The organism is Streptomyces arenae (genome assembly GCF_022343545.1).
Taxonomy (GTDB): Bacteria; Actinomycetota; Actinomycetes; order Streptomycetales; family Streptomycetaceae; genus Streptomyces; species Streptomyces humi.
Genome location: NZ_JAKQYH010000070.1, coordinates 59,266 through 85,474 on the forward strand (window position 1 = coordinate 59,266; position 26,209 = coordinate 85,474).

25 protein-coding genes are annotated in these 26,209 nt (G+C 71.5%); 12 read left to right on the top strand and 13 right to left on the bottom strand.

Annotated features, from left to right (window positions below; genetic code table 11):
* The first annotated feature begins 74 nt into the window (after window positions 1–74).
* The 4 genes from MB828_RS33255 to MB828_RS33270 are packed head-to-tail and all read left to right on the top strand — an operon-like array spanning window position 75 to window position 2,918.
* Complete coding sequence (locus MB828_RS33255) at window positions 75–599, top strand: phosphatase PAP2 family protein (RefSeq protein ID WP_046727362.1); 525 nt, start codon at window positions 75–77, stop codon at window positions 597–599.
* Window positions 596–1,603 (top strand): decaprenyl-phosphate phosphoribosyltransferase, encoded by a 1,008-nt coding sequence (locus tag MB828_RS33260; RefSeq protein WP_430381466.1) that lies wholly within the window; start codon window positions 596–598, stop codon window positions 1,601–1,603. Before MB828_RS33255 ends, MB828_RS33260 begins: the two co-directional genes overlap by 4 nt.
* The gene (locus MB828_RS33265; RefSeq protein ID WP_301651436.1) at window positions 1,600–2,025 is read left to right on the top strand and encodes a GtrA family protein; all 426 of its coding nucleotides are present in this window, start codon (window positions 1,600–1,602) and stop codon (window positions 2,023–2,025) included. The genes MB828_RS33260 and MB828_RS33265 overlap by 4 nt, the downstream gene beginning before the upstream one ends.
* A complete protein-coding gene (locus MB828_RS33270) occupies window positions 2,013–2,918 on the top strand; it encodes a YihY/virulence factor BrkB family protein (protein WP_301651437.1) in 906 nt (301 codons plus the stop codon). Before MB828_RS33265 ends, MB828_RS33270 begins: the two co-directional genes overlap by 13 nt.
* Here the strand turns inward: MB828_RS33270 and MB828_RS33275 are convergent.
* Window positions 2,866–4,152, bottom strand: a complete 1,287-nt coding sequence (locus MB828_RS33275; protein ID WP_301651438.1) for a D-alanyl-D-alanine carboxypeptidase family protein — start codon at window positions 4,150–4,152, stop codon at window positions 2,866–2,868. The genes MB828_RS33270 and MB828_RS33275 overlap by 53 nt on opposite strands.
* Before the next feature lie 91 nt (window positions 4,153–4,243).
* Here MB828_RS33275 and MB828_RS33280 point away from each other — a divergent pair, with 91 nt between their 5' ends.
* The 3 genes from MB828_RS33280 (at window position 4,244) to MB828_RS33290 (ending at window position 7,595) form a co-directional block, all read left to right on the top strand.
* On the top strand, window positions 4,244–4,483 hold the full coding sequence (locus tag MB828_RS33280; RefSeq protein WP_046727365.1) for an SCO4848 family membrane protein: 240 nt from the start codon (window positions 4,244–4,246) through the stop codon (window positions 4,481–4,483).
* A 16-nt stretch (window positions 4,484–4,499) separates the two neighbouring features.
* A complete protein-coding gene (locus MB828_RS33285; RefSeq protein WP_301651439.1) occupies window positions 4,500–5,795 on the top strand; it encodes a metallophosphoesterase in 1,296 nt (431 codons plus the stop codon).
* A gap of 243 nt (window positions 5,796–6,038) precedes the next feature.
* Window positions 6,039–7,595 carry an ABC transporter substrate-binding protein gene (locus tag MB828_RS33290; protein ID WP_301651440.1) on the top strand — a complete coding sequence of 519 codons (1,557 nt, stop codon included), beginning with the start codon at window positions 6,039–6,041 and terminating at the stop codon, window positions 7,593–7,595.
* Window positions 7,596–7,626: 31 nt separating this feature from the next.
* On the opposite strand, the gene MB828_RS33295 is transcribed toward MB828_RS33290, so the two are convergent.
* Window positions 7,627–9,060: a sensor histidine kinase gene (locus MB828_RS33295; protein WP_301651441.1), complete on the bottom strand. Its 1,434-nt coding sequence runs from the start codon at window positions 9,058–9,060 to the stop codon at window positions 7,627–7,629.
* Complete coding sequence (locus MB828_RS33300; protein ID WP_133025670.1) at window positions 9,057–9,746, bottom strand: response regulator transcription factor; 690 nt, start codon at window positions 9,744–9,746, stop codon at window positions 9,057–9,059. The genes MB828_RS33295 and MB828_RS33300 overlap by 4 nt, the downstream gene beginning before the upstream one ends.
* Before the next feature lie 175 nt (window positions 9,747–9,921).
* Between MB828_RS33300 and MB828_RS33305 the strand changes: the two genes are divergently transcribed.
* Window positions 9,922–12,333 (top strand): MMPL family transporter, encoded by a 2,412-nt coding sequence (locus MB828_RS33305; protein ID WP_301651535.1) that lies wholly within the window; start codon window positions 9,922–9,924, stop codon window positions 12,331–12,333.
* Here MB828_RS33305 and MB828_RS33310 read toward each other — a convergent pair whose 3' ends face one another.
* The 9 genes from MB828_RS33310 to MB828_RS33350 all read right to left on the bottom strand — a co-directional run bounded on the left by MB828_RS33310 (window position 12,334) and on the right by MB828_RS33350 (window position 18,759).
* Window positions 12,334–13,077 carry a TetR family transcriptional regulator gene (locus tag MB828_RS33310; RefSeq protein ID WP_133025669.1) on the bottom strand — a complete coding sequence of 248 codons (744 nt, stop codon included), beginning with the start codon at window positions 13,075–13,077 and terminating at the stop codon, window positions 12,334–12,336.
* Between the two features lie 9 nt (window positions 13,078–13,086).
* Window positions 13,087–13,587: a thiol-disulfide oxidoreductase DCC family protein gene (locus MB828_RS33315; protein WP_301651442.1), complete on the bottom strand. Its 501-nt coding sequence runs from the start codon at window positions 13,585–13,587 to the stop codon at window positions 13,087–13,089.
* Complete coding sequence (locus tag MB828_RS33320; RefSeq protein ID WP_132891332.1) at window positions 13,584–13,991, bottom strand: hypothetical protein; 408 nt, start codon at window positions 13,989–13,991, stop codon at window positions 13,584–13,586. The genes MB828_RS33315 and MB828_RS33320 overlap by 4 nt, the downstream gene beginning before the upstream one ends.
* A 94-nt stretch (window positions 13,992–14,085) precedes the next feature.
* Window positions 14,086–14,496 carry a VOC family protein gene (locus tag MB828_RS33325; RefSeq protein WP_046729766.1) on the bottom strand — a complete coding sequence of 137 codons (411 nt, stop codon included), beginning with the start codon at window positions 14,494–14,496 and terminating at the stop codon, window positions 14,086–14,088.
* Between the two features lie 101 nt (window positions 14,497–14,597).
* Window positions 14,598–15,377, bottom strand: coding sequence for a succinate dehydrogenase iron-sulfur subunit (locus MB828_RS33330; protein WP_133025665.1), 780 nt, complete (start codon window positions 15,375–15,377; stop codon window positions 14,598–14,600).
* Entirely contained in the window at window positions 15,377–17,131 is a 1,755-nt protein-coding gene (gene sdhA, locus MB828_RS33335) for a succinate dehydrogenase flavoprotein subunit (RefSeq protein ID WP_133025664.1), read from the bottom strand. Before sdhA ends, MB828_RS33330 begins: the two co-directional genes overlap by 1 nt.
* Before the next feature lie 19 nt (window positions 17,132–17,150).
* Entirely contained in the window at window positions 17,151–17,633 is a 483-nt protein-coding gene (locus tag MB828_RS33340) for a succinate dehydrogenase hydrophobic membrane anchor subunit (RefSeq protein ID WP_133025663.1), read from the bottom strand.
* A 5-nt stretch (window positions 17,634–17,638) separates the two neighbouring features.
* Window positions 17,639–18,019: a succinate dehydrogenase, cytochrome b556 subunit gene (sdhC, locus tag MB828_RS33345; protein ID WP_133025662.1), complete on the bottom strand. Its 381-nt coding sequence runs from the start codon at window positions 18,017–18,019 to the stop codon at window positions 17,639–17,641.
* Between the two features lie 191 nt (window positions 18,020–18,210).
* Window positions 18,211–18,759 (bottom strand): 2-oxo-4-hydroxy-4-carboxy-5-ureidoimidazoline decarboxylase, encoded by a 549-nt coding sequence (locus tag MB828_RS33350; protein WP_301651443.1) that lies wholly within the window; start codon window positions 18,757–18,759, stop codon window positions 18,211–18,213.
* Window positions 18,760–18,986: 227 nt separating this feature from the next.
* Between MB828_RS33350 and MB828_RS33355 the strand changes: the two genes are divergently transcribed.
* From MB828_RS33355 to MB828_RS33370, 4 genes are all read left to right on the top strand, one after another.
* Window positions 18,987–20,564 (top strand): beta-N-acetylhexosaminidase, encoded by a 1,578-nt coding sequence (locus MB828_RS33355; protein WP_301651444.1) that lies wholly within the window; start codon window positions 18,987–18,989, stop codon window positions 20,562–20,564.
* Window positions 20,565–20,818: 254 nt separating this feature from the next.
* Window positions 20,819–21,376, top strand: a complete 558-nt coding sequence (locus MB828_RS33360; protein ID WP_301651445.1) for a hypothetical protein — start codon at window positions 20,819–20,821, stop codon at window positions 21,374–21,376.
* Window positions 21,377–21,512: 136 nt separating this feature from the next.
* Complete coding sequence (locus MB828_RS33365; RefSeq protein WP_301651446.1) at window positions 21,513–21,893, top strand: hypothetical protein; 381 nt, start codon at window positions 21,513–21,515, stop codon at window positions 21,891–21,893.
* A gap of 75 nt (window positions 21,894–21,968) precedes the next feature.
* Window positions 21,969–23,441: a DHA2 family efflux MFS transporter permease subunit gene (locus MB828_RS33370; RefSeq protein ID WP_301651447.1), complete on the top strand. Its 1,473-nt coding sequence runs from the start codon at window positions 21,969–21,971 to the stop codon at window positions 23,439–23,441.
* A 13-nt stretch (window positions 23,442–23,454) separates the two neighbouring features.
* On the opposite strand, the gene MB828_RS33375 is transcribed toward MB828_RS33370, so the two are convergent.
* Window positions 23,455–25,758, bottom strand: a complete 2,304-nt coding sequence (locus MB828_RS33375) for a peptidoglycan recognition protein family protein (RefSeq protein WP_301651448.1) — start codon at window positions 25,756–25,758, stop codon at window positions 23,455–23,457.
* Between the last annotated feature and the right edge of the window lie 451 nt (window positions 25,759–26,209).

A 26,209-nucleotide genomic window follows, 5' to 3' on the forward strand; every position in this document is an offset into this window, starting at 1 on the left:
CGAAACGGGTGATTATCCGAATGTCGATCCATATGGTCGTAGCTTTGGCAGGGTGAAGGTGAACAGTGAGTCCAATGGACGACATGGACCACCGGATCCTCTCCGCGCTGCACGCCTGCGGCGCCGATCCACGCGTCGCGTCGGCCGCGCGCGGACTCTCCCTCGCCGGAGAGCACGGCGCGCTCTGGCTCGCGGCGGGCCTCGCCGGGGCCGCCGTGGACGGCGCGCGACGCGGCGCCTGGTTGCGCGGCACGGCGCTGGTCGCGGGCGCGCACCTCGGCAGCATGGGCGTGAAACGGGTCGTACGGCGGGCGCGTCCCGCGCATGTGCGGCCCCGGGTGCGTACCGCGGGCCGGCACTCCTTCCCCAGCTCGCACGCCACCTCCGCCACGGCCGCCGCCGTCGCCTTCGGCGCGCTCGGCGCCTCCGCCCTCGCGCCCCTCGCGGTCGCCGTGTGCCTCTCCCGGCTGGTCGTCGGGGTGCACTACCCGACGGACGTGGCGGCGGGCGCGGCCCTGGGGGCGCTCACGGCGCGCGCGGGAGCGCGTTGGATGCGCGACGGAGTGCCCGGCGCCTCGTACCCGGGGAGGCGGGCGTGACCGAGACCGCCCACGCGGCCGGTGAGGCGCGGGCCGGTGAGGCGCGTGCTGAAACGACTCTGCACGAGCAGCGCGGCCACCCCGTCCGGCCGTCCGGACCGGTACGGGCCCCGGTCACCCCCGGCGGTCTCCTCACGGGCCTGCTGAAGACCACCCGCCCCAAACAGTGGGTCAAGAACGCCCTGGTCATCGCCGCCCCGGCGGCCGCCGGACGGCTGTTCTCGGTGTCCGCCCTGCTGCGTGAGGCCCTGGTCTTCGCCCTCTTCACGGCCTGTGCCGCCGCCGTCTACCTGATCAACGACGCCCGGGACGCCGAAGCGGACCGCGCCCACCCCACGAAGTGCCGCCGCCCGGTCGCCGCCGGCCGGGTCCCGGTCCCCGTCGCCTACGCCGTGGGAGGCGTCCTCGCGGTCCTCGCGCCACTGCTCGCGGCCCGGCTGACCCCGCCCCTCGTCCCGGTCCTCCTGGTCGCCTACCTGGCCGTGCAACTGGCCTACTGCGTCGCCCTGAAGCACGTCCTGGTCGTCGACCTCGTCGTCGTCACCACCGGCTTCCTGATGCGGGCGATGATCGGCGGGGTCGCGCTCGGCATCCCGCTGTCCCGCTGGTTCCTGATCACCACCGGCTTCGGCGCCCTCTTCATGGTGTCGGCCAAGCGCTACTCCGAGGCCGTGCAGATGGCCGGGAAAGCGGGCGCCACGCGCGCGCTGCTCACCGAGTACACCACCGGATACCTCCGTTTCGTCTGGCAGCTCGCCGCCGGGGTCGCCGTCCTCGCCTACTGCCTGTGGGCGCTGGAGGGCCACGGCGGGCCGGGCCCGGGACTGCTGCCCTGGCGCCAGCTGTCCATGGTCGCCTTCATCCTGGCGATCCTGCGCTACGCCGTCTTCGCCGACCGGGGCACCGCGGGCGAACCCGAGGACGTCGTCCTGCGCGACCGCGCCCTCGCCCTGATCGGCCTGGCCTGGCTGACGATGTACGCCCTCGCCGTGGCCCACTGGTGAGCGCGGACCGCCGTGAGCTGGCGGGGTTCGCCGCCGTCGGGCTGCTCGCCTACGCCGCCGACCTCGCCCTGTTCAGCTGGCTGCGCGGCCCGGCCGGGCTGGGCCCGCTCACCGCGAAGTCCCTGTCCTTCGTAGCGGGTTGCACGGTCGCCTACCTCGGCAACGCGCTCGGCACCTACCGGCACGCGCGCGCCACCGGCATACGCGCCTACGCCGTCTTCGTCGCCGTGAACGTCGCCGGCGCCCTGGTCCAGCTGCTCTGTCTCACCGTGAGCCACTACGGACTCGGCCTCACCTCGCAACGCGCCGACACCGTCTCCGGTGCGGTCGTCGGCATGGCACTGGCCACACTCGTGCGCTTCTGGGGTACCCGCACATTGGTATTCCGCGCAGGGGGCAGAGTCGGATCATGGACTGGCTGAGAAAACTTCCCGTCGTCGGCCCGCTCGTCGGCCGGCTCATGGCCACGCACACGTGGCGGTCGTACGAGCGGCTCGACCGGGTGAAGTGGTCCCGGCTGGCCGCCGCCATGACGTTCATCAGCTTCGTCTCGCTCTTCCCGCTGCTGACCGTGGGCGCCGCGATCGGGGCCGCCACGCTGAGCGAGTCGCAGCAGAAGGACCTCCAGAACAGGATCGCCGACCAGGTGCCCGGCATCTCCGACCAGCTGGACATCAACGCGCTGGTCCAGAACGCCGGTGCCGTCGGCCTCATCGCCGGTGCGGTACTGCTGTTCACCGGCATCAACTGGGTCGGCCAGATGCGGGACTGTCTGCGCGCGGTGTGGGAGCTGTCCGACAAGGACGAGAACCCGGTCCTCGCCAAGCTCAAGGACGGCGGCATCCTGGTCGGCTTCGGCGGCGCGGTGCTCGCCACCCTCGCCGTGTCCACGCTCGCCTCGGCGGCCGTCGGCTGGACGTCCCGGCAGCTCGGCCTCGCCGAACACGGCTGGGGCAGCGTGCTGCTGCGGATCGCCGCGTTCACCGTCGCCGTGGCCGCCGACTTCCTGCTGCTGCTCTACGTCCTCACCCTGCTGCCCGGAGTCGAACCGACCCGCCGGCGCCTGCTGGTCGCGGCGCTGATCGGCGCGGTCGGCTTCGAACTCCTCAAGCTGCTGCTCAGCGGCTACATCCAGGGGATCGCCGCGAAGAGCATGTACGGCGCGTTCGGGGTGCCGGTGGCCCTGCTGCTGTGGATCAACTTCACATGCAAACTCGTCCTGTTCTGCGCCGCCTGGACGGCGACGGAGAGCGGCAGGGCGGTCAGGGCCGAGTCCGCCGGCGCACCAGATCCGGCAGTGGCCAACGGCGGTTGACCAGGAACGCCGCGACCGCCAGCAGCACCAGCGCCCCGCCCGTGATCGCCAGCGCCACCCCCATCCCGCGGGAACCCCCGGCGGAGGCGGCGGCCACCGGCTTGGACCCGGTGCCCCTGCCGCTGCCCTTCCCGGAGCCGTCCGCGGTCGCCGAGGCGGTCGCCCCCGGCTGGGCACTGGAGCTGACCGCCCCCCTGGGCGGGACCAGTTCACCCACCGGAGTCGTCTTGCCGGCCGCCTGGAACCCCCAGTCGAACAGCTTGGCGGTCTCCTTGTAGACCTCGTTGTGCTCCTTCTTCTCCGGGTTCATCACGGTGACCAGCAGCACCTTGCCGCCCCGCTCGGCGACGCCGGTGAAGGTGGCGCCCGCGTTGGTGGTGTTGCCGTTCTTCACCCCCGCGATACCCGGGTAGACCGACACGTCGGCGTCCCCGCTGAGCAGCCGGTTGGTGTTCTGGATCTCGAAGGAGCCGCGGACCGACTTGCCCTTGGCGTTCTTCGTCGTGTCACCCGGGAAGCTCGCCCGCACGGTCGAGCAGTACTCCCGGAAGTCCTTCTTCTGCAGCCCCGAACGCGCGAACAGCGACAGGTCGTACGCCGACGACACCTGCTCCGGCTGGTCGTACCCGTCCGGGCTCACCACGTGCGTGTCCAGCGCCTGCAGTTCGTCGGCGTGGTCCTGCATGTCGGCGACCGTCCGCGCCACCCCGCCGTTCATCGCGGACAGCACGTGCACGGCGTCGTTCCCGGAGCGCAGGAAGACGCCCAGCCACAGGTCGTGCACCGTGTACGTCTGGCCCTCCTTTATCCCGACCAGGCTCGACCCGGCGCCCATGCCCGCCAGGTCGCTCGGCACCACCTTGTGCGTGGTCGCCTTAGGGAACCGGGGCAGCACGGTGTCCGCGAACAGCATCTTCAGGGTGCTCGCCGGGGGCAGCCGCCAGTGCGCGTTGTGCGCGGCGAGCACCTCGCCCGACTCGGCGTCGGAGACGATCCAGGAACGCGCGGTGATGTCCTTCGGCAGCGCCGGCACCCCGGCGCCCAGGTTCACCTGGGTGCCGGGCCGGCCCAGGCGGGCGCCCCCGACCGTCGACATCCGTGCCGGGGGAGTGGCGGACGGACTCGTCGAGGGCGTCGGCGCGGCGAGCGCGGCCGGCGCGCTGAGCGACAGGGACAGCAGGGTGGCGGAGGTGACCAGCAGGGATCGGCCGGCCTTCGGTTTCGGTGCGGACACGGACGAGAACGTACCCGGCACGGAGGGCGAAGTCCCGCCACCCGCCCCACCCCGGAATCGGAACCGGACAGCGGGCGGCGATACTGAACCCATGAAGCTCAGCCGTCCGGTCTCCTGGTTCCTGCTCGCCTTCGGGGTGTGGAGCTGGTTCATCTGGATCACTTTCGTCAAGAACCTCGTCAAGGACGGCAGCGGACTCGCCTTCGACGACGGCCGCCCCACGGCGTACTTCTGGGTCCACCTGACGCTGGCCGTCGTGTCCTTCGTATTGGGGACGGTCATCGGGGTCATCGGGTTGCGCGGAGTGCGCGCACTGCGCCGCACGTCATAGGAAGAGGCACGCCGGGGTGATCATCGTCTTCGGGCTCGTCGCCCTGGCCGTGGTGGCCGTCCTGTACTGGTACCTGTGGCGCCGCCTGGTACGGGACACGACGGCGGGACCGGGACGGGCGCGCCGCGCGGGCACGGCGCTGTTCGTCGTCGGCCCGCTCCTGATGTTCGCGGCCCTCTTCGCGGAGGTCGGCCACGCCCCGTTCGCCCTCCAGCGCACCCTGGCCTGGCCGGGCTTCCTGTGGATGGTCCTCTCGCTGTACCTGCTGCTGGCGGTGGTGGCGGGCGAGGTGCTACGGCCGTTGTTGCACCGTGCACTGAAGCGCCCCGAAAGGGGCGCGGGGCTGTATGCGATGTGCGGCTACCGCCGCGCGGGCGCGCCCAGCCCCCACGAAGCGCAACCGTCCCCACAGCCCGAAGCCCCCCTGAGACAACTCACCCGCACCGAAACCGAAGACCCCACCCCCACCCCCACCCCCACTCCCGCGCCCTCCCGCCGCCTCTTCGTCTCCCGCGTGGTGGGCGGTGCGGCCGCCACCGCCGCCGTGACCACCGTCGGCCTCGGCACCTACGGCGTCCTCCGCGGCCCCCGCGTGAAACGCGTCACCGTCCCCCTCGCCAGACTCCCGCGTGCCGCCCACGGTTACCGCATCGCCGTCGTCAGCGACATCCACCTCGGCCCCATCCTCGGCCGGGGCTTCGCGCAGCGGGTCGTCGACACCGTCAACGCCACCCAGCCCGACCTGATCGCGGTGGTCGGCGACCTCGTCGACGGCAGCGTGAAGGACCTCGGCCCGGCCGCCGCCCCCCTCGCCCAGCTGTCGGCACGGCACGGCGCGTACTTCGTCACCGGCAACCACGAGTACTTCTCCGGCGCCGCCCAGTGGGTCGAGGAGGTGCGCCGTCTGGGCCTCCACCCCCTGGAGAACGCCCGCACCGAACTGGCCCACTTCGACCTCGCCGGGGTGAACGACATCGCGGGCGAGAGCACCGGCCAGGGCCCCGACTTCGACCGTGCCCTCGCCGGCCGCGACCCGGCCCGCGCCTGCGTGCTCCTCGCCCATCAGCCCGTCCAGATCCACGAGGCCGTCCGCCACCACGTCGACCTCCAGCTGTCCGGCCACACCCACGGCGGCCAGCTCTGGCCGGGCAACTTCATCGCCGCGGCGGCCAACCCGACCGTCGCCGGTCTGGACCGCTACGGCGACACCCAGCTCTATGTCTCCCGGGGGGCCGGTGCCTGGGGTCCGCCGACCCGGGTGGGCGCCCCGTCGGACATCACGGTCATCGAACTCGCGTCGAAGCGGGCCTGACCGAAAACCGGCCCCGTCGCACCGCCGTCAGCCGTCTCCGCACCGCCGTCGACCCTGTGGAGGCGCTGTGAAATCCGGCGGAAACGAGCGCTCGGTAAGTTCTTCCTCATCTAGTCAGATCGCTCTTCCCCCACATGAAACACCTGTGATTAGGTGAGCCGCGTCACTTAGGGGAGTGGCGTTTGCGAAGGGCCCCGGCCGGGACCGGACGGGCCCGTGCGGGTCCTGGGGAGGGCACCAACCATGCGATCTGTTCGCATGCGGATTCTCGTCACGCTTGTCGTCCTGGCGATCGTGGGGATCGGCGGCTGGCAGCTGCTGCCGGCGCAGGGGAACAAGAACAAGACGATCACCGTCGGCACGACGGACGCCGTCACCTCGCTCGATCCGGCCGGCGCCTACGACGCCGGGTCCTGGGCGCTGTACAACAACGTCTTCCAGACGCTGCTCACCTTCGAGCCCGGTGGTGTCCAGCCGGTCCCGGACGCGGCCCAGAGCTGCTCCTTCTCGGACTCGACGCTCAGGACGTACCGCTGCGAGGTGCGCGACGGGATCACCTTCCCGAGCGGCCGCACCATGACCGCCGAGGACGTGAAGTACTCCTTCGACCGGGTCAAGAAGATCAACTCCGATGTCGGTCCGGCGTCCCTGTTCGCCACGCTCGGTTCGGTGACCACCGGCGGCAAGGACGTCACCTTCCACCTGTCCTCCCCGGACGCGACGTTCCCGTTCAAGCTGGCCACCGGCGCCGGCGCGATCGTCGACCGCGACAAGTACCCGGCCGACGGCCTGCGCACCGGCACCTCGGTGGACGGCACCGGCCCGTACACCCTGACCTCGTACACCAAGGACAAGCGGGCGGTCCTGCGGCCCAACGGCCACTACAAGGGCGCGCTGAGCGGCACCGGACGCCCCGTCGACCTGCGGTACTACCCGGACTCGGCCAAGCTCGCCGCCGCCTACGAGGCCAAGCGCGTCGACGTGGCGACCCGGACGCTGCCGCCCGCCATGGTCTCCAAGCTCTCGCCGAGCGACCCGGACCAGCGCGTCCTGGAGTCCGACAGCTCCGAGACCCGCAACCTGTACCTGAACACCCGTGACAAGTCGCCCCTGCACGACGTGCTGGTCCGCCGTGCCCTCGCCTGGCTGGTCAACCGCGAGCAGCTGGCCTCGACCGTGTACGACGGCACGGTGGAACCGCTGTACTCGCTGATCCCGACCGGCCTCACCGGTCACACCACGTCGTTCTTCGACTCCTACCCGGAGCAGAGCGTCGCCAGGGCGAAGGCGCTCCTGGCACAGGCCGGCGTCAGCACCCCGGTCGAGTTCTCCTTCGGCTACGGCATCGGGCACGGCGCGGGAGCCGAGGAGGCCGCCGCGCTGAAGAAGCAGCTGGAGACGGGCGGCCTGTTCAAGGTGGACGTCAAGGGTTACGAGTGGACCGACTTCCAGAAGTCGTGGGCCGCGGGCAAGATGGACGCCTGGGCGGTCGGCTGGGTCGCCGACTACCCCGACCCGGACACCTTCGGCGCCTCCCTGGTCGGCAGCGGCTCCGTGATGAGCACCGGCTACAGCAACAAGGCCGTGGACCATCTCCTGCTGAACAGCCAGCGGTACGCCGACCGCAGCCAGGCCGAGCAGGACTTCCGCAAGGTCCAGACGGACGTCGCCGACGACGTGCCGCTGATCCCGCTGTGGCAGCGCACGGACTACGTCCTCAGCAGCGAGGAAGTGGTCGGCGCCCAGTACCTCACGGACAGCACCGGCGTGTTCCGGCTGTGGAGCCTGGGCTGGCTCTGACGGGCCGCCCCGGGCCGGCCGCGTCCGGGGCTCAGTCCGACCGCAGCGTGACCGTCACGGCCAGCCCTTCGCCGGGTGCCGTGCGCACGTACACCTCACCCCCGTGCGCCTCCACCACCCCCTGCACGATCGCCATCCCCAGCCCGCTGCCCTCGCCGCTCCCCACCCGGAAGAACCGGTCGAAGATCCGCGCCGCGTCCTCGTCCGTCAGCCCCGGCCCCTCGTCGGCGACGCAGACCCGCACCGCTCCGTCCGCCCGCTCCACGCCCAGGCGCACGGCGGCGCCGACCGGCGTGTGGACCCGGACGTTGGCCAGCAGGTTCCCCAGCACCTGCCGCAGCCCCGACTCGTCGGCCCGGACCAGCACCGCCCCGTCGGCCGAGACGTCGACCCGCCGCTCCGGCTGCTGGGCCCGCAGGTCCTCCGCCGCGTCCCGCACCAGCCGGCTCACGTCGACGTGCCGGAACCGGAGCTCCGGCCGCTGGTCGAGCCGGGCGAGCAGCAGCAGTTCGTCCACCAGCCGCCCCATCCGGTCCACCTCGCCGTGCATCCGGTCCCAGGCCCGCCGCCGCTCCCCCGGCTCGCTCAGCATCCCCTGGTCGTACAGCTGGAGATAGCCGCGGATCGCGGCGAGCGGGGTGCGCAGCTCGTGCGAGGCGTCGGCGACGAACCGGCGCAGCTGTGCCGCACTGTGCTCACGCGTCCGGTACGCCGTCTCCACCTGGTGCAGCATGGAGTTGAGGGCGAGCCGCAACTGCTCGACCTCCTGCGTCGGATGGTGGCTCGACGGCACCCGCCGGGTGAGGTCGCCCTCGGCGATGGCGGACGACGTCTCCACCATGTCCTCCAGCGGCAGCAGCCGTCGCCGCACGCTGTACATGGTCAGACAGCACAGCAGCGCGAGCAGCAGCGTGCCGATGGCGAAGTCGAGCCGGAGCGCCTTGGCTATGCCCTTGTGCAGCAGTTCGGTCGAGGTGGCCAGCAGGATGTAGGGGCCGTCGGCCAGCCGGGTCGCCGTCACCCGGTAGGCCGCGCCGTGCACGTCGACGTCGCGCGGGCCGGGCGCGGCGACCAGGGCGCGCGGGTCGGGCACGGCGGCCGCGAGCGCGCGCTGGGCGCCAGTCGGCTTCATGTCGAAGACGGTGAGGGCGTCGCCCTTGGTGTCGACGACGGTGAAGATCGAGTCCGGTGTCGGGTCGGACTCGGCCGGGGTGATCCGTTCGCGGACCACGCCGAGCGCGGTCACCGAGTCGACCTGCCGCAGGGTGAGACCCGAACTCCCCAGGGAGGTACGCATCTTGAGCAGTTCGGAGTCCACCTGGTCGAGCAGGTACAACCGCATGCCCATGATGCTCACGGTGGTCGCCACCACGATGCCGACGGCGAGCAGCCCGACGTTGGCCAGGGTCAGCTTGCCGCGCAGCGAGTGCACGCCGTGCCGGTGACGGCGGTCGCGCAGGCTCATGCCAGGCCGTATCCGACACCCCGCCGGGTGGTGATCACCGGCGCTCCCAGGGTGTCGAGCTTGCGCCGCAGATAGCTGATGTACGTCTCCACGACGGTCGAGTCCGAGGGCGCGTGCTCGTACTGCCAGACGTGCCTCAGCAGTTGCTCCTTGGGCACGATCCGGCCGCCGTTGCGCACCAGGAAGCGCAGCAGCGCGTACTCGGTGGGGGTCAGCTCGACCGTGCGGCCCGCGCGGTGCACCGAGTACGTCGTCTCGTCCAGTTCCAGGTCGCCGTAGCGCAGGGGCGGCCGCTGCTGGATGACGTCGGCCGGGCGGGTGCGGCGCAGCACCGCGCCGATCCGGGCGACGACCTCGTCGATGTTGAAGGGCTTGGTGATGTAGTCGTCGCCGTAGCCGAGGGCGCCGACTATCTCGGCCGGGGCGTCCCGCGCGGTCAGGAAGACGAGGGCCAGGTCCGGCTGGCGGACGCGCAGTTCACGGGCGAGTGCCCGGCCGTCGCCGTCGGGCAGCATCACGTCGAGCAGGGCCGCGTCCGGGCGGGTGCGCTCGGCCAGCGCGAGGGCGCCCTGGACCGTGCCGGCCGTCATCACCTCGAACCGGTGGTAGCGCAGGGCGATGGCGAGGACGTCCGCGATGCTGGGTTCGTCCTCCACGATCAGCACGGTGCTGCCTGGAGCCGTCATGCCCCCAGTATCGGCGCCCCCGCCGCCGCCCGGAGGCGCGCAGCTTTGGAGTTCCTTGAGAGTCATGCGCGCCGCGTGTCCCGCCGGGCGCCCCGCTGCCGATCCTGTTGCCCAGGACCTGGGGGACCGACCGACCGAAGTGATCTACGACAAGGAGCTGTTGAGCGTGACGGCATTGGCACGGTGGTGCTATCGGCACCGGCTGGTGGTCCTGTTGCTGTGGGTGGGGGCGCTGCTGGGGGTGGGCTTCTCGGCCTCGGCGGCGGGCACGAACTACGCGAACGTCTTCTCCCTTCCCGACACGGACTCCAAGAGCGCGTACGACCTGATGCAGAAGGCCTTCCCGGACACCTCGGGTGACACGGACACCGTGGTGTGGCGGGTCACCGACGGCTCGGTGAAGGACCCGGCGGTCCGGGACCGCGTCGGGCCGGCCCTGGACACGATCGCGAAGCTGCCCGGTGTGGGCGCGGTCACCAGCCCCTACGCCGGTCCGCAGGGCGCGGCGCAGATCAGCAGGGACGGCACGGTCGCCTACGCCCAGCTCACCTTCACCAAGCGGGCCAACGAGATACCCAAGGAGCAGATCCAGCGGGTCCTCGACACCGCCAAGGACGCCGAACGCGACGGCCTCCAGGTCGAGTTGGGCGGGCAGGCGGTCCAGCGCGTCCAGGAGCCGCCGCAGGGCCTGTCCGAGATGGTCGGCATCATCGCGGCCGCGGTCGTCCTCTTCCTCGCCTTCGGGTCGTTCTTCGCGATGACCCTGCCCATCGCGATCGCCGTCTTCGGCGTCGGCATGGGCCTGTTCTCCACCCAGTTGCTCAGCCACACCACCGACATCCCCGACATCGCCCCGCTGCTCGCCTCCCTGATCGGCCTCGGTGTCGGCATCGACTACGCCCTGTTCATCGTCACCCGGCACCGGCGCGGCATCCTGCGCGGCCTGGACCCGGAGGAGTCGGCGGTCACGGCCCTCAACACCTCGGGCCGGGCCGTGCTGTTCGCGGGCGGCACGGTCTGCATCGCGCTCGCCGGCATGCTGGTCACCCGGCTGCACTTCCTGGACGGCGTGGTCATCGGCACGTCCCTCACGGTCGTCCTCAGCGTCCTCGCGGCCACCACCCTGCTGCCGGCCCTGCTCGGTTTCCTCGGCCCGCGCGTCCTCAGCCGCCGCCAGCGCCGCCGGCTGGCCGCCGAGGGCCCCGAGCCGGAGCGGGCGAGCGGCCTGGCGGCCCGCTGGTCGGCGAACGTCGAGAAGCGCCCCCGCCGTATCGCGGCTCTGGCGCTGGTCGTGATGGCGGTGCTCGCCGTCCCCGTCCTCTCCCTCCGCCTCGGCGCCACCGACCAGGGCAACGACGACGCGTCCACGACCACCAGGAAGGCCTACGACCTGCTCGCCGAGGGCTTCGGCCCCGGTTTCAACGGCCCCCTCCAGGTGGTCAGCGTGGGCGGCGACACGGCACGGCTGGTGCGCGGCCTGGAGTCGACGCCGGGAGTCGCGCGGGTGGCCCAGCTGCCGCCCGCGCAGGGGGTGACGGTCATCCAGGTCGTCCCCACCACCTCTCCCCAGTCCAAGGAGACGGACGACCTGATCGACACCCTGCGCGACCGGGTGATCCCGCAGGCGGGCGCGCAGGCGCACGTCGGCGGGGTGACGGCGGTCTCCAAGGACTTCGCCTCCGTCACCGGCGACCGGCTGCCCCTCTTCGTCGCGACGATCATCGGGCTGGGCTTCCTGCTGCTCCTGGTCGCCTTCCGCTCCCTGGTCGTCCCGCTGACGGCGGCCGTGATGAACCTGATCGCGGCGGCGGCCTCCTTCGGCGTCCTGGTCGCGGTCTTCCAGTGGGGCTGGGGCCTGGACCTGCTGGGCCTCGGCAAGGAGGGCCCGATCAACGCGTTCCTCCCGGTCATCATGCTCTCCCTGCTCTTCGGCCTCTCGATGGACTACCAGGTGTTCCTGGTGAGCCGGATGCACGAGGAGTGGGTGCACACCAGGGACAACGCGCGGGCGGTGCGGGTCGGGCTGGCCGAGACCAGCCGGGTCATCAACTCCGCCGCCCTGATCATGGTCTGCGTCTTCCTGGCCTTCGTCCTCAGTGGCGACTCGGGCGCGGCCATGGCGGGCGTGGGCCTGGCGGCGGCGGTCGCGCTCGACGCCTTCATCCTCCGTACGGCCCTGGTGCCGGCGGCGATGCATCTGCTGGGCGCCGCCAACTGGTGGCTGCCGGGCTGGCTGGAGAAGCGGCTGCCGCACCTGGCCGTGGAGCCGGCGGAGGAGACCCCGGAGCCGGGGGAGCCGGCCGGCCCGGCCTCGGTGGTCCACGGTCTGGTCCGCACGCCGGACGGTGACCCGGTGGAGGGCGCGTCGGTGACGCTGACGTCCGAGGGCGGCCGCCGGCTGGACCAGGTGTCGTCGCTGGCGGACGGCTCCTACATCGTCTCGGTCCCGGCCCCGGGCGCCTACCTGCTGGCGGTGACCGTGCCGTCGTACGGCTCGAAGGCCCACCGCGTGACGGTGGGGCAGGGGCCGCTGGTGTACGACGTGGAGCTGACGGAGGGCGAGGTGGACGCGGTCAACCGGAAGTGATCAGCCGTCCCGGCGGCCCTTGGCCGCCGGGTCCGGCAGCACCCGGGTCATTCCCGGCAGGAAGTCCGTGAACAGTTCGTGGACCTCCAGCACCAGCGGCCGCAGCACCCGGAACCGCGCGAGGGAGACGCCTCGCGCGGTCAGCCGGGCCCCCCGTTCGGCCAGCCGGTAGCTGCGCTCCCGCCCCTCCGTCCGGTCGAAGATCCAGTACAGGACCAGACCCATCTGCGAGAGCCACATCAACTCCGGCAGCACGTCCCGCAGTTCCGGAGCCACCTTGGTCCTCGCCCCGGCGAGCACCTCCCGGTGCACGCTGATCGCCTCCTCACGGGCGTGCTCGCTCTCCGGGGAGAAGGGGCTGAGCGGGCTGTCGGGGTCGGCGGCGTTCTTGAAGAAGTGGACCGCGAACTCGTGGTACGGCAGGGCGATGTCCAGCCAGACCTTGAGCACCCCCGAGAGCCTCGCCTCCAGGTCCGTCTCCCGGTCCAGGACCTCGCGGACCGCCGCCCGGTGCTCGGCGGCGAGCTGGTCGTAGAAGCCCTGGATCAGGTGTTCCTTGCCGGCGAAGTAGTAGTACGCGTTGCCGACCGAGACCCCCGCCTCCGTGGCGATGGCCCGCATCGTGGTCTTCTCGTAGCCCCGCTCCCGGAACAGCCGCATCGCCGTCTCCAGGATCAGCGCGCGGGTCTGCTCGGACTTGCTGGGGGCACCGGCCTCGACGGGACCGTCGTTCTTCGCGGACACGGACAGAGCCTAACCAGTCGCGCAGACGCCACCGGCACAGCCCGGAGGGTCGTATATCCACCCGATACCGGGTTCGTACACCCAGCCGTCCTGCCGCCGGAAGGGCCTGCCGTCACCGCTGCCCTGGCCGCCCCGCCACCAGGCGGCGGCGAGCACCGCCCCCCGGGCCAGCCTGGCCCCGGCCGGGGTGCTGAGCCGGTGGGCGAGCGGCCGGTGCTCCCGCAGCGCCCAGAGCACCACGATCCACGCGGCGGTGTCCCGGTAGACCTGCCCGGCGTCGCCGACCACGGTGACCTCGTCGAAGGTGGCGGAGTGGTCCAGGTCCGGGAAGCGGGCCCGGGCCTCGTCGGAGCCCGCCGGCACCAGCTCCAGCGGTACCAGCTGCGGCTGCCGCGCGAGCCAGTCGCGCAGGTGGGTGCAGAGGGTGCACTCCGCGTCGTAGAGAACGGTGAGCCCGTGAACCGGGACGCGGACGGCGTCCCGGTTCCCTGTCGCCGGCACGGTGCTCACGCCCCGGCCGCCGGTGCCGTCCAGCCCTGCGGCGGGACGGGCGGGAGCTGTTCCTTCTCCATGATCCCGCGGCGGCGGATTCGGTTGAGCACGTACACGTTGCCGAGGTGCATCACGCCGAGCACCAGCAGGACCACCCCGAGCTTGGACGACAGGGCCTCGAAGATGCCGCGGGTGTCGTCGATGGTGTCGCTGGTGTGCAGGTACAGCGCGACGAAGCCGAGGTTGACCAGGTAGAAGCCGACCACCAGCAGGTGGTTCACGGCGTCGGCGAGCTGCTCGTTGCCGTGCAGGACGTCGGAGAGGAAGATCCGCCCGTTGCGGCTGAGCGTGCGGGCCACCCACACGGTCAGACCGATGCTGACGAGCAGGTAGATGACGTAGGCGATGACGGTACGGTCCATGCCCCACCCCTTCTTGAACGCGTTCAAAACGCTGACAGGGATGACTGTAGACCTGCTTTTGAACGTGTTCAACTCGATGGCGGAGTGACCCCGTTCACGCCCGCCGTGCGAGCGCCGGCCGCTTGCTGTAGTCGGTGAACCCGAGGACGTTCCCCCAGGGGTCGGCGATCTCCACGGTCCAGCCGGTGGCGACGGAGAACGGCTCGTCGAGGACCAGGATCCCGGCGTCCGTCAGCCGCCGGGCCGCGACCCGCGCGTCCGGCACCTCCAGCCACACCCGCGGCGCGGCCCACACCGGCGTGCGGTGCCCCAGCCCCTCCTCGGCCCGCAGCAGGATCCCGGGCGTCTCGCCCCCGACCTTCAGCAGCGCGATCCCCCCTTCGTCGAACCGGAACCCGACCGTGAACCCGGCACGCTCGTAGAAGGCCACGGCATCGGCGAGACTCCCGACCGGAAGCAGCACGTTGTCGAACCCGAGCAGCTCGTACGACTCTTCATCTGACATACCGTCAGGTTAGAACCGCGCAACCGCCCCGACGGCAGACACGCGGAAGGGCCCCGCTTCCGGCCGGAAGCGGGGCCCTTGTGGTCCGGGCGGGACCGGGGTCAGAAGCGGCGGGTGATCAGGGCTCGCTTGACTTCCTGGATCGCCTTGGTGACCTCGATGCCGCGCGGGCAGGCGTCCGTGCAGTTGAAGGTCGTGCGGCAGCGCCACACGCCGTCACGGTCGTTCAGGATCTCCAGGCGCTGCTCGCCGGCCTCGTCACGCGAGTCGAAGATGAAGCGGTGCGCGTTGACGATGGCGGCCGGGCCGAAGTACTGGCCGTCGTTCCAGAAGACCGGGCACGAGGAGGTGCAGGCGGCGCAGAGGATGCACTTCGTGGTGTCGTCGAAGCGCTCGCGGTCCTCGGCGGACTGGAGGCGCTCACGCGTGGGCTCGTTCGTGTCCTTCGTGATGAGGAAGGGCATGACGTCCCGGTACGCCTGGAAGAACGGCTCCATGTCGACGACCAGGTCCTTCAGGACCGTCAGGCCCTTGATGGGCTCGACCGTGATCGGCTTCTCGGGGTTGATGTCCTTGATCAGCGTCTTGCACGCGAGGCGGTTCTTGCCGTTGATGCGCATCGCGTCGGAGCCGCAGATGCCGTGCGCGCAGGAGCGGCGGAACGTCAGCGTGCCGTCGACGTCCCACTTGATCTTGTGGAGGCCGTCGAGGACGCGCTCCTTGGGGTCGATCTCCAGCTGGAAGTCTTCCCAGACCGCCTCGGCCGAGACCTCCGGGTTGAACCGGCGGACGCGGAAGGTGACGGTGATGTACGGGGAGTCGGCGAAGCCGGGCTCGGGCTCGCCGGCCGCGTCCGCCTTGTCCAGAACGGGGGTTGCCATCAGTACTTACGCTCCATCGGCTGGTAGCGGGTCTGCACGACCGGCTTGTAATCGAGACGGATGGACTCGGTGCCGTCGTCGCCCACCTCGCGGTACGCCATGGTGTGGCGCATGAAGTTGACGTCGTCGCGGTTCGGGTAGTCCTCGCGGTAGTGACCGCCGCGGGACTCCTTGCGGGCCAGCGCGGAGACCGCCATGACCTCGGCGAGGTCCAGCAGGTTGCCCAGCTCGATCGCTTCCAGCAGGTCGGTGTTGAACCGCTTGCCCTTGTCCTGGATCGAGACGTTCTTGTAGCGCTCGCGCAGCTCCGCGATCTTCTCGACCGCCGTCTTGATCGTCTGCTCGGTGCGGAACACCATGACGTTGGCGTCCATGGTCTCCTGCAGCTCCCTGCGGAGCGTGGCGACCCGCTCGTTGCCCGTCGAGGAGCGCAGCCGCTCGATCTGGGCGACCACGAACTCGGCCGGGTTCTCCGGGAGGTCGACGTAGTCCACGGTGTGCGCGTACTCGGCGGCCGCGATGCCCGCCCGGCGGCCGAACACGTTGATGTCCAGGAGCGAGTTGGTGCCGAGACGGTTGGCGCCGTGCACCGACACGCAGGCGACCTCGCCGGCCGCGTACAGGCCCGGGACGACGGTGGTGTTGTCGATGAGGACCTCACCCTCGACGTTCGTCGGGATGCCGCCCATCGCGTAGTGCGCGGTGGGCTGGATCGGGATCGGGTCCGTGTACGGCTCGATGCCGAGGTAGGTGCGCGCGAACTCGGTGATGTCCGGGAGCTTCGCGTCCAGCTGCTCCGGCGGGAGGTGGGTGAGGTCGAGGTAGACGTGGTCGCCCTCGGGACCGCAGCCGCGGCCCTCCCGGATCTCCGTGTAGATGGAGCGGGACACGACATCACGGGACGCGAGGTCCTTCATGACCGGCGCGTACTTCTCCATGAAGCGCTCGCCGTCCTTGTTGCGGAGGATGCCGCCCTCACCGCGGGCGCCCTCCGTCAGCAGGATGCCCATGCGCCAGATGCCGGTCGGGTGGAACTGGAAGAACTCCATGTCCTCCAGGGGCAGCCCGCGGCGGTAGACCGCGGCCTGGCCGTCACCGGTCAGCGTGTGGGCGTTCGACGTCACCTTGAAGAACTTGCCGGTGCCGCCGGAGGCGTAGATGACGGCCTTCGCCTGGAAGACGTGGATCTCACCGGTCGCCAGCTCGTAGGCCACCACGCCGGAGGACTTCCGGACGCCGTCGACCTCGGTGATCAGCTGGTCCAGGACGTAGAACTCGTTGAAGAACTCCACGCCCTCCTTGACGCAGTTCTGGTACAGCGTCTGGAGGATCATGTGGCCGGTGCGGTCGGCCGCGTAGCAGGACCGGCGGACCGGCGCCTCGCCGTGGTTGCGGCTGTGACCGCCGAAGCGGCGCTGGTCGATCGTCCCGTTGGGCGTCCGGTTGAACGGCAGGCCCATCTTCTCCAGGTCGAGGACGGCGTCGATGGCCTCCTTCGCCAGGATCTCGGCGGCGTCCTGGTCGACCAGGTAGTCACCGCCCTTGACCGTGTCGAAGGTGTGCCACTCCCAGTTGTCCTCCTCCACGTTGGCGAGCGCGGCGGCCATGCCGCCCTGCGCGGCGCCCGTGTGGGAGCGGGTGGGGTAGAGCTTGGTCAGCACCGCGGTGCGGCTGCGCTTCGTGGACTCGATGGCCGCGCGCATGCCCGCGCCGCCGGCGCCGACGATGACGGTGTCGTACTTGTGGATCTTCATGATTCTCGCAGCCCCGTGCCTAGCGGATGTTCGGGTCGAAAGTGAAGATCACCAGCGAGCCCAGCAGGATGGTGAACACCGTGGCCGTGTAGAGCAGGCCCTTCAGCCACAGCCGGGTGTTCGCGCGCTCCGCGTAGTCGTTGATGATCGTGCGCAGACCGTTGGCTCCGTGCAGCATCGCGAGCCACAGCATGAGGAGGTCCCAGACCTGCCAGAACGGGCTCGCCCAGCGGCCGGCCACGAACGCGAAGCCGATCTTCGACACGCCGCCGTCCAGCACCAGCTGGATCAGCAGGTGGCCGAGGACCAGTACGACCAGGACGACGCCGGACAGGCGCATGAACAGCCAGGCGGCCATCTCGAAGTTGCCGCGGGTGGAGCGCGGGGTCTTCTTGCTGCGCTTGCGCGGGGCCTCGATGAGGGGGGCCGGGTTGTCGACGTTGAAGAGGGGGGCGCCCTCGACGGGGCCGACGCCGGCTGCGGGGGATTCAGTGGTCGACATCTGCGTCAGCTCCCGAACAGGACACGAGCGGCGTGGCCGAGAACGGGGTAAACGGCCCCGGCCATCAGGACGACCCAGACACCGACGACCGTCCAGAACATCTGCTTCTGGTAGCGCGGGCCCTTCGACCAGAAGTCGACGGCGATGACGCGCAGGCCGTTGAGGGCGTGGAAGAGGATGGCGGCCACCAGGCCGTACTCCAGCAGTGCGACGATCGGCGTCTTGTACGTGGCTACGACCTTGTCGTAGTCCTCGGGGGAGACGCGGACGAGAGCGGTGTCCAGCACGTGAACGAACAGGAAGAAGAAAATGAGGACGCCGGTGACTCGGTGAGCCACCCAGGACCACATTCCTTCCCGGCCGCGGTACAGCGTTCCAGCCGGCACGGAAGTCCCTCCGGGAGCGGGGTATCGGGGCCGCGCCGGCTTGTGCTGTCGGTCGGGCCCGGCCGGGTACGGTCCACCGGCCCCCAGCATCGTAGCGAGGCGCTCGCGCTGGGCTTACGCCGGGCCTACCGGTGTGATCAAAGTGGCACGCGGATGGGTTAGCCGGGCGGCATCCGGGGTGCCGGGTTCGGTCATTTGCCGGGTGCGGGTGCGTTTGGGCTGGTCGCGCAGTTCCCCGCGCCCCTGAGTTTCTCGGCCAGCCGTCCGCCTGCCAGGCGTCGGAGTTCCTCGGCCGCCACGACTCGTTCCTCATCCGGATCGTTTGTCAAACGTGACCGGATGCCTTCCAGGACGCGGTCCAGGGCCTCGGCGGGTGTCGCGCTCCCCAGATGGATCACGAACACGTGTCCGAATTTGGCCTCGTAGGCCGCGTGGGCCGCGGTCAGGGCGGTGTGGGCCGCCGAGTACGTGTCCTCGGGCAGCTCCGGGAGGCACTCACCCGCCAGGGCCTCCGAGAGGTCCCCAGGGGACAGGTCGTACGTCGCCTCGTCCGCCGCGGCCAGCAGGGAGTCCACGTCCGGGTACGGGCGGTGCTCGGTGATGCGGCGGGCCCAGCGCGGGCTGTGCAGGCAGTGCAGGAGCAGGGCGACGGCCTCGTCGTCGGGGGCGGCGTTGAAGGCGTCCAGCGGGGTGGGGAGACGGGACGGGCGATGGGCGGGCAGCGTGGGTCCTCGCGTCACGAGCGGTGTGGCAGGGGATGCTGTGGGACAAGTGTCGTTGACGTTATCGAGGACGTTCACGAAGTGTCGGTTGGTTGCTGCAATTTCACCCGGACGGGAGAGTTTCGGAGCGGGTGGATGACGATCGCGCGGTCGCCGCGTCGTAAGTTGTGACAGTGAGCCAGCACAGGCGCAGGCCCTCGACACGACAGGTCGCGCGAAGGCGCGCGGTGGTAGCCGCGGCCTTCGTGGGAACCGTCGCGCTCGGCACGGGTATCGGGGTGTGGGCCGCCTCCGATGACGGCGGCGGGGGCGGCGGCGAGGCCGCGGGATCGGCCCGGCAGCCGTCCGGCGGCGCGCGGACCGCGAGCCCCACCCCCACGCCGACCCGCAGCTATCCCCTCTCCAAGGCCCCGCTCACCATCCCGGCCGTCCGGTCCCACACGGCCGCCCGCGGGCCCGGCTGGCGTCCCGAGAAGGGCTACCGGGTCGTGGTGAGCGACCCGGCGCTGGTCGACGAGGGGCGGCTGATAGCGGGCGAGCTGGGCCTGTCGTACGCCGGCCGCAAGGGCGCGGACGAGGACGTCCGGACCGGTGACCTGCGGCTGGACCTCGGCGGTACGGGGGACCCGGAGTCGTACACCATGACCGTGCGCGGCGGGTCGGTGCGGATCAGCGGGCCCGGTGACGCCGGCGTGTTCTACGGGACCCGGACGCTGAAGCAGGAGGTGCACGGCAGCGGCACGGCACCGGAGGGGGTCGTACGGGACCGGCCGGCCAAGCCGCAGCGCGGGTTCATGCTGGACATCGCGCGCAAGCCGTTCACCGCCGGCTGGATCGAGGCCCGGATAAGAGAGCTGGGCGACCTGAAGTACAACCAGCTGGGGCTGCACTTCTCCGACGACCAGGGCTTCCGCATCGAGTCCGGCACCCACCCCGAGATCGTCTCCCGCGACCACCTGACCAAGGCCCAGGTCAGGCGGATCGTCGCGCTCGCGGCCGGCCGGCACATCCAGGTCGTGCCCGAGATCGACTCGCCGGGACACCTCGGCGCCGTCCTCGCCGCCCACCCCGACCTCCAGCTGCGCAACGCGCGGGGAATCGCCACCAGGGGCGCCATCGACATCTCCAAGCCGGCCTCCGCCAAGATCGTCGACGATCTGCTGGGCGAGTACGCCGACCTCTTCCCCGGCACCTGGTGGAACCTCGGCGGTGACGAGTACCAGGCCCTGACCGTCGCCGACCCGCAGGCCTCCTACCCGCAGCTCGCGGCCGCCGCCCGGCGGGCCTACGGCGCCTCGGGCACCGTCGCCGACCTCACCACCGGCTGGCTCAACGCCCGCGCCGACACCGTCCGCGCCCACGACCGCACCGTACGGGCCTGGAACGACGGCTTCTTCCGCCGTACCTCCGTGCAGCCGGCCAAGGACCTCCAGGTCGGCTACTGGACCGGCAAGGAGATCGGCGCCCGGCAGCCGGCCGAGTACCTGAGCGCCGGCCGCAAGGTGCTCAACTACAACGACGAGTACCTCTACTACGTGCTCGGCGAGCCCAACACCTTCGTCTACCCGACCGGGCAGCGGATCTACGAGCAGTGGACCCCGCGCGTGCTGCGCGGCACCTCCGCCGTGTCCGCGGCCTACGACTCCCAGATCCTCGGCGGCACCTTCGCGGTCTGGTGCGACCTCGCGAACTCCCAGACCCAGGACCAGGTCGCCGCCGGCATCCGGATGCCGCTGCGGGCCACCGTCCAGAAGCTCTGGGATCCGGGCGCCCCGGCGATGTCCTGGCCCGACTTCAAGGGCCTCGCGAACAAGCTGGGCTGATCCGTCCACCCTCGGGGCCGCCGCCGTCCTCGCGATCACCCTCGTGGTCCGGCTGACCCGGACGCAGCGCGAGAAGGCGATGGCGGGCACCGCCCCGGCCGTCGGCGGTGTTGGCTGAAAACCCTTTCCTGAGGTTCCCTGGTCCGCCGGGCCGGATGCCGCTGTGACACTCCCGGTCCCTCGCACGCAGTTAGGGGAAGTGCGGGCTCCGTATAGGTCGGCGCCTTGGTATGTACCGTTGTGGGAGGCGTGGGATGAGCCTGGTGGAGCTGATCGCGCAGGCCGGTGAACGCGGACTGGCCGCCAGCGGGTTGGCCTGTTTGGATCGGTGCGTGCCGCTGCTCGGCGGGGACGACCTGGTGCTGCGCCCCCTGTGGGCGAGCCTCGCCGACGGCTCCGACTGGAGCGAGGGACTCGAGAAGGCGCGCGGCTCCCTCGCCGGCGGGCCGGGGACCGGCGCCGGTGGCGACGAGGCCGAGGCGCTGGCCCGCCGGATGCTCGACGCCGCGCCCGCCTCGCAGGAGGCCGACGGCATCCGGCTGTGGGCCGACGGGTGCTCCGTGGCCTCGCTCCAGATCCACCGGCTCCTCGACCCCGCGGCGGACCCGGCCCCCTCGGTCGACGCCCGCCGCGAGGGCGGCACCGAGGGCATGTCCCCGTTGGTCGCCGCCGAACTGCGCCGCCAGGTCACGGTGCTCGAACTGCTCGCCGCGCACGGCGGGGCCGGGCTGCGGCGCGCGCTGGACGTCTCCACGGAGGGCCGCCGGGTGCTGCGCGCGGTGGTGTCCCGGCGGGCCCGCGGACTCGGCTGAAGCCGGGGAGCTGTGTACACCGTGCGGTGGAGCTGCGGCGGACCTGCGGGGGTCCTGCACCGGTTGCCGGAACGCCCCGGATCCGGGTGACGAAAACGCCGCTGACCTCGCTCTCCCCTATGTGACAGCCCACTATGTGACAGCACAGCAGCAGACCAGGCCGCACGCCGCCGCCAAGCCGGTCCGGTGGGCGGCGGACGCGGTGGCCATGATGCGCGAGGGCGGGCGGGTCCGGCTCGACTACTCGGCGCAGAGCCTGTGGCGGGTCGACCGGCTGATCGAGGAGGTGCGCGTCGAGGGCGCGCCGTACGAGGCGGTACGGGAGATGCTGCGCGGACTCGGCGCCTATGCCGGTGAGGTGATCGCCCGTCAGTCCGGCGCCGAGTGGTGGGCGTCCGGCGGCGACCACTGGATCCGCACCCCCGACGGCCGGCTCTGGGATCCGATCGACGAGGCCCGGCGCTGTTACGGCGGTGACGGTTCGCTGCGGCTGCTGTGCCGGGACGCCGTGAGGTAGCGCGACTTCGGCAAAAACAACGTAATAAGAGACGCGGGCGTTCCCAAGTGGGGCGCCGCGGAGCACGATTGGCGCATGGCCGACAACCGACGCTGGTGGGCTCTGGTCGTCATCGCACTGGCCCAGCTGATGGTCGTGCTCGACATGACCATCGTCAACATCGCGCTTCCCTCCGCCCAGGTCGCCCTGCACATGTCGGACGGCAACCGGCAGTGGGTGATCACCGCCTACACGCTCGCCTTCGGCGGACTGCTGCTGCTCGGCGGCCGGATCGCCGACCTGGCCGGGCGCAAGCCCGCGTTCATGACCGGCCTGCTCGGCTTCGCCGCCGCCTCCGCGCTCGGCGGCGCCGCGGTCAACCAGGGCATGCTCTTCGGCGCGCGGGCGCTCCAGGGCGTGTTCGCCGCGCTGCTCGCCCCGGCCGCCCTCTCACTGCTCGCGACCACGTTCACCGACCCGAAGGAACGCGGGAAGGCGTTCGGCATCTTCGGCGCGATCATCGGCGCCGGTGCCGCGGTCGGGCTGCTCGCGGGCGGCTTCCTCACCCAGTACCTGGACTGGCGCTGGTGCCTGTACGTCAACGTGCCGATCGCGCTGGTCGCCTTCGCCGGCGCCTACGTGTTGCTGTCCGGCGGCGGCCGGCACCCCGACGCCCGTCTCGACGTGCCCGGCGCGCTGCTCGGCTCCGCCGGGATGCTCGCCCTGGTCTACGGCTTCTCCGAGGCGGAGTCCCGGGGCTGGGGCGACGCCCTGGTCCTGACGCTCCTGATCGGCGGGGTGGTCCTGCTCGGCCTCTTCGGGATCTGGCAGACCCGCGCCCGGGTGCCGCTGCTGCCGATGACCGTCGTACGCGACCGGCAGCGCGTCGGCGCCTTCCTCACCGTGCTGCTGGTGACCATCGGCATGTTCGGCGTCTTCCTCTTCCTGACGTACTACATGCAACGCGTCCTCGGCTACTCGCCCGTGAAGACCGGCGTCGCCTACCTGCCCATCACCGTCGGCATGGTCACCGGCTCCACGCAGGTCGCCGCCCGGCTGCTGCACCGGGTCCCGCCCCGCCTGCTGATGGTCCCCGGACTGCTGCTGGCGGCCGGGGCGCTCGCGCTGATAGCCCAGGTCGGGGTCGAGCCCGCGTACGCCTCGCACATCCTGCCCGGGATGCTGATGCTCGGCCTCGGCATGGGCACGGCGATGATGACCTCCGTCTCGCTGGCCACCGGCGGGGTCGCCGCCCGCGACTCGGGCGCCGCCTCCGCCACCTTCAACACCGCGCAGCAGGTGGGCGGTTCGATCGGTACGGCGCTGCTCAACACGATCGCCGCGAGCGTCACCACCCGGTACGCCACCGCCCATGCCGCGAGCATCCCGAACCGGGCGCTGCTGGAGGCCAGGGCCGCGGTGCACGGCTTCAACGTGGCCACCTGGTGGGCGATGGCGGCGCTGCTGCTGGGCGCGCTGATCGCCGGAGTGGTCGTGAACGCGGACCGGGCGCCCGCCGCGCAGGCCGCGCAGGAACGGACGCCCGAACCGGTGGACTCGGCCACCTGAACCACGCGCTGAGCTACTTGAGGTAGACCAGCCCGTCCGTCGTGACCGTCGGGCGCCCGCTGGTGCCGACGACGACGATCTTCACGGTGTGCTTGGCACCGGACGACCAGGTCTTCGTCCAGATCGCCTGACGGTAGGAGGTCGTCGTCGACTTCAGATCGACGGTCGCGACCTTGGTGCCGTCCACGTACACGTACGCCTGACCCGAGGTGGACGCCCTGCTGACCACCCAGGCGGCGGACCGGCCGGTGAAGGCCCAGCTGAGGCTCGCGCCCTTGGAGCCGCTGGAGTACGACGTGCCGCCGAGGTAGTTCGTGGCGGAACGGGCCGTCCAGGTACCGGACTTGACGGCCGAGGTCTCCTGGAGGATCACGGGGGTGAAGGACGGGGACGAGGTGCGGGTGTTGCCCGCGAGGTCGTACGCCTTCATCGACCAGACGGACGCGGTGCCGGACTTGGCGGTGCGACTGGAGCTGGTCGTGGCCGGTCCGAAGGAGGCCGTCGTCGGGGACAGCAGGCTGACCGACTTCAGGGCCGCGTTGTCGGTGGCCTTCCAGCCGAGGGTGACCGGGACGGCGGTGGTGCTGACGGTGCCGGAGCGCAGGGAGAGCCTGGGCGCGGTCGTGAAGGCGGGCGCGGTGGTGTCGGTGACGACGGTCAGCGCGGCGGTCGTCGTGGCCCTGCCCGACTGGTGCACGGCCCGTACGGCCACGGTGTGGCTGCCCGCGGCGAGCGTGGCGCCGGCCGAGCCGGCCGTACCGGCGGCGGCGACCTTGCCGTCCACCAGCATTTCGAACCTGGAGATCAGCGAACCGGGCGTGGTGGTGGACCACTTCGCGGTGATCGCGCCCTTGGTGTAGTACGTCGAACCGGACAGGCCCGCGCCGGACAGCGAGGTGAGCTTCAGGCCCTGCACCGGTCCGGCCGCCCAGGCGCGGATCGTCGGCAGCTGGGGGTAGAGCGAGTTGCCGGGGCACTGCGTGTTGTAGCCGTCGCGGTGACCGGAGATCCGGTTGAAGGTGTACGCGGTACCGGAGGTGAAGGCGGTGCCGAAGTAGTTGGACTGGGTCGCGCCCGCCGTGAGCTTGACGGTGCCGGCCGGGTCGGCGCCGTACTGGCCGAGCTTCCAGGCGGCGATCCGGGCGACCGACGCCAGGGCCGCGTTCGTGGCGCCGCCGGTGGTGTAGTCACCGAGCACCGCGATCCCGGCGGACTCCCGGTTCCAGCCGTAGGTGTGGGCGCCGAGCACCGGCAGGCCGATACCGCCCTTGCGGCCCTCGAAGATCGTGCCGCACTTGTCGACCAGGAAGTTGTAGCCGATGTCGTTCCAGTGCTCGGTCTGCGTGTGGTACGCGTAGATGCCCCGGACGATCGCCGCGGAGTCGGCGCAGGAGTAGTCGTTGCTGCCGTCCGTGTGGTGCACGAAGACGGCCTTCACGTCGGTGTTGTAGTCCGACGGGTCCGGGCTCAGCGACTCGTCGGCACCCCACCCGGCGCGCGAGACGACCGGCGGCTGCGGGACGGTGGACGGCGGGGCGGTGGGCGTGGTCGCCGACGGGCTCGCGGACGCGCCGTCCGTCGGCGTGGCGGACGTGGTGTCGCCCGGCGAGGCGGAGTCGGTGACCGGCACCGACGCGGTCGGCGGCACGGACTCGCCGGGCGGCGTGGAGTCGGCGGGCGAGGTGGAGTCGGCGGGCGGCGTGGAGTCGGCCGGGGAGGCCGGGTCGGCCGGGGAAGCGGAGTCGTTCGGCGACGCGGGGTCCGTGGGCGACGCGCTGTCGCCCGGAGTGCCGTCCACGACGAACGCGGCCGGTTCCGCCCTGGTCTCCGCGGCGGTCGCCACCCCGGGGTCGACCAGGTTCACCTGGAGCCCCTTGGGCAGACCGGAGCCGGTGGAGCCGTCCTCGTGGACGACCTGGACCTGGACGCCGTCGGAGGGGCCCACCCACAGCGGTTCGGACGCGCCGCGCGCGTCGGCGCCGGCCTCCGGGTCCTCCAGCGGATCGGCCGCCTCCAGGTCGTGCCAGGCGCTCCAGTCGCCGGTCGCCGCGCTCCGGGTGCGCACCTGGGCCGTGCCGTGCAGCCGCCTGGCCGCCCCCGTCCAGGAGACGCCGACCAGCGAGAACTGCCGGGTCTCCGTGCGCGGCAGTTCCCGCCGGCCGTTCGCGGTGCCCGTCAGCGCGAGGTCGTACACCTTCACCGGCCGCTTGGCCTGCCCGCCCCCGTGGCCGGCGGACGGACTGGCGACCGCGTACGTCACCACACCCCCGCCGCCGAGAACCACCGCGCCGAGCGTCAGCCACGCCCGCCGCTTCATGCTCAGTGGTCTGTACGCACGCTTCCCGCGTGGACTCACTCGTCCCCACCCCTAGTCGGCTGTCATGCCTGTAACACCTGTCACGCCTGTCGCACAGGTAACGCTTAGACACAGCGCGCGGTCGCGTCCGAACGTCACTGCGGCTGCACCGACTTGTGTCCGACGGCGGGCGGGGACGGCGTCAGCCGGGGCAGCCGCGGCGGCACCGGCGGCTCGCGCGCGCGGCCCGGACGGGCATCCTCGCGGAGCGGAGATCGTACGAGACCTGGTGGGCCGTCCACCTCTACGCCGACCGAGTCCGACGGCCGCGGCCATGACGGCGGCTTCGGTGACCGGGGGTTCTTCGGCGGCCAGGGCGGTCCGGGGCGTGGACCGAGGCAACGGCCGGGGCCGCCACCCCCCACAGGAGAGGCCCCGGCCGTCGCGCGGCACGGACCGCGCGGCGGCCCGT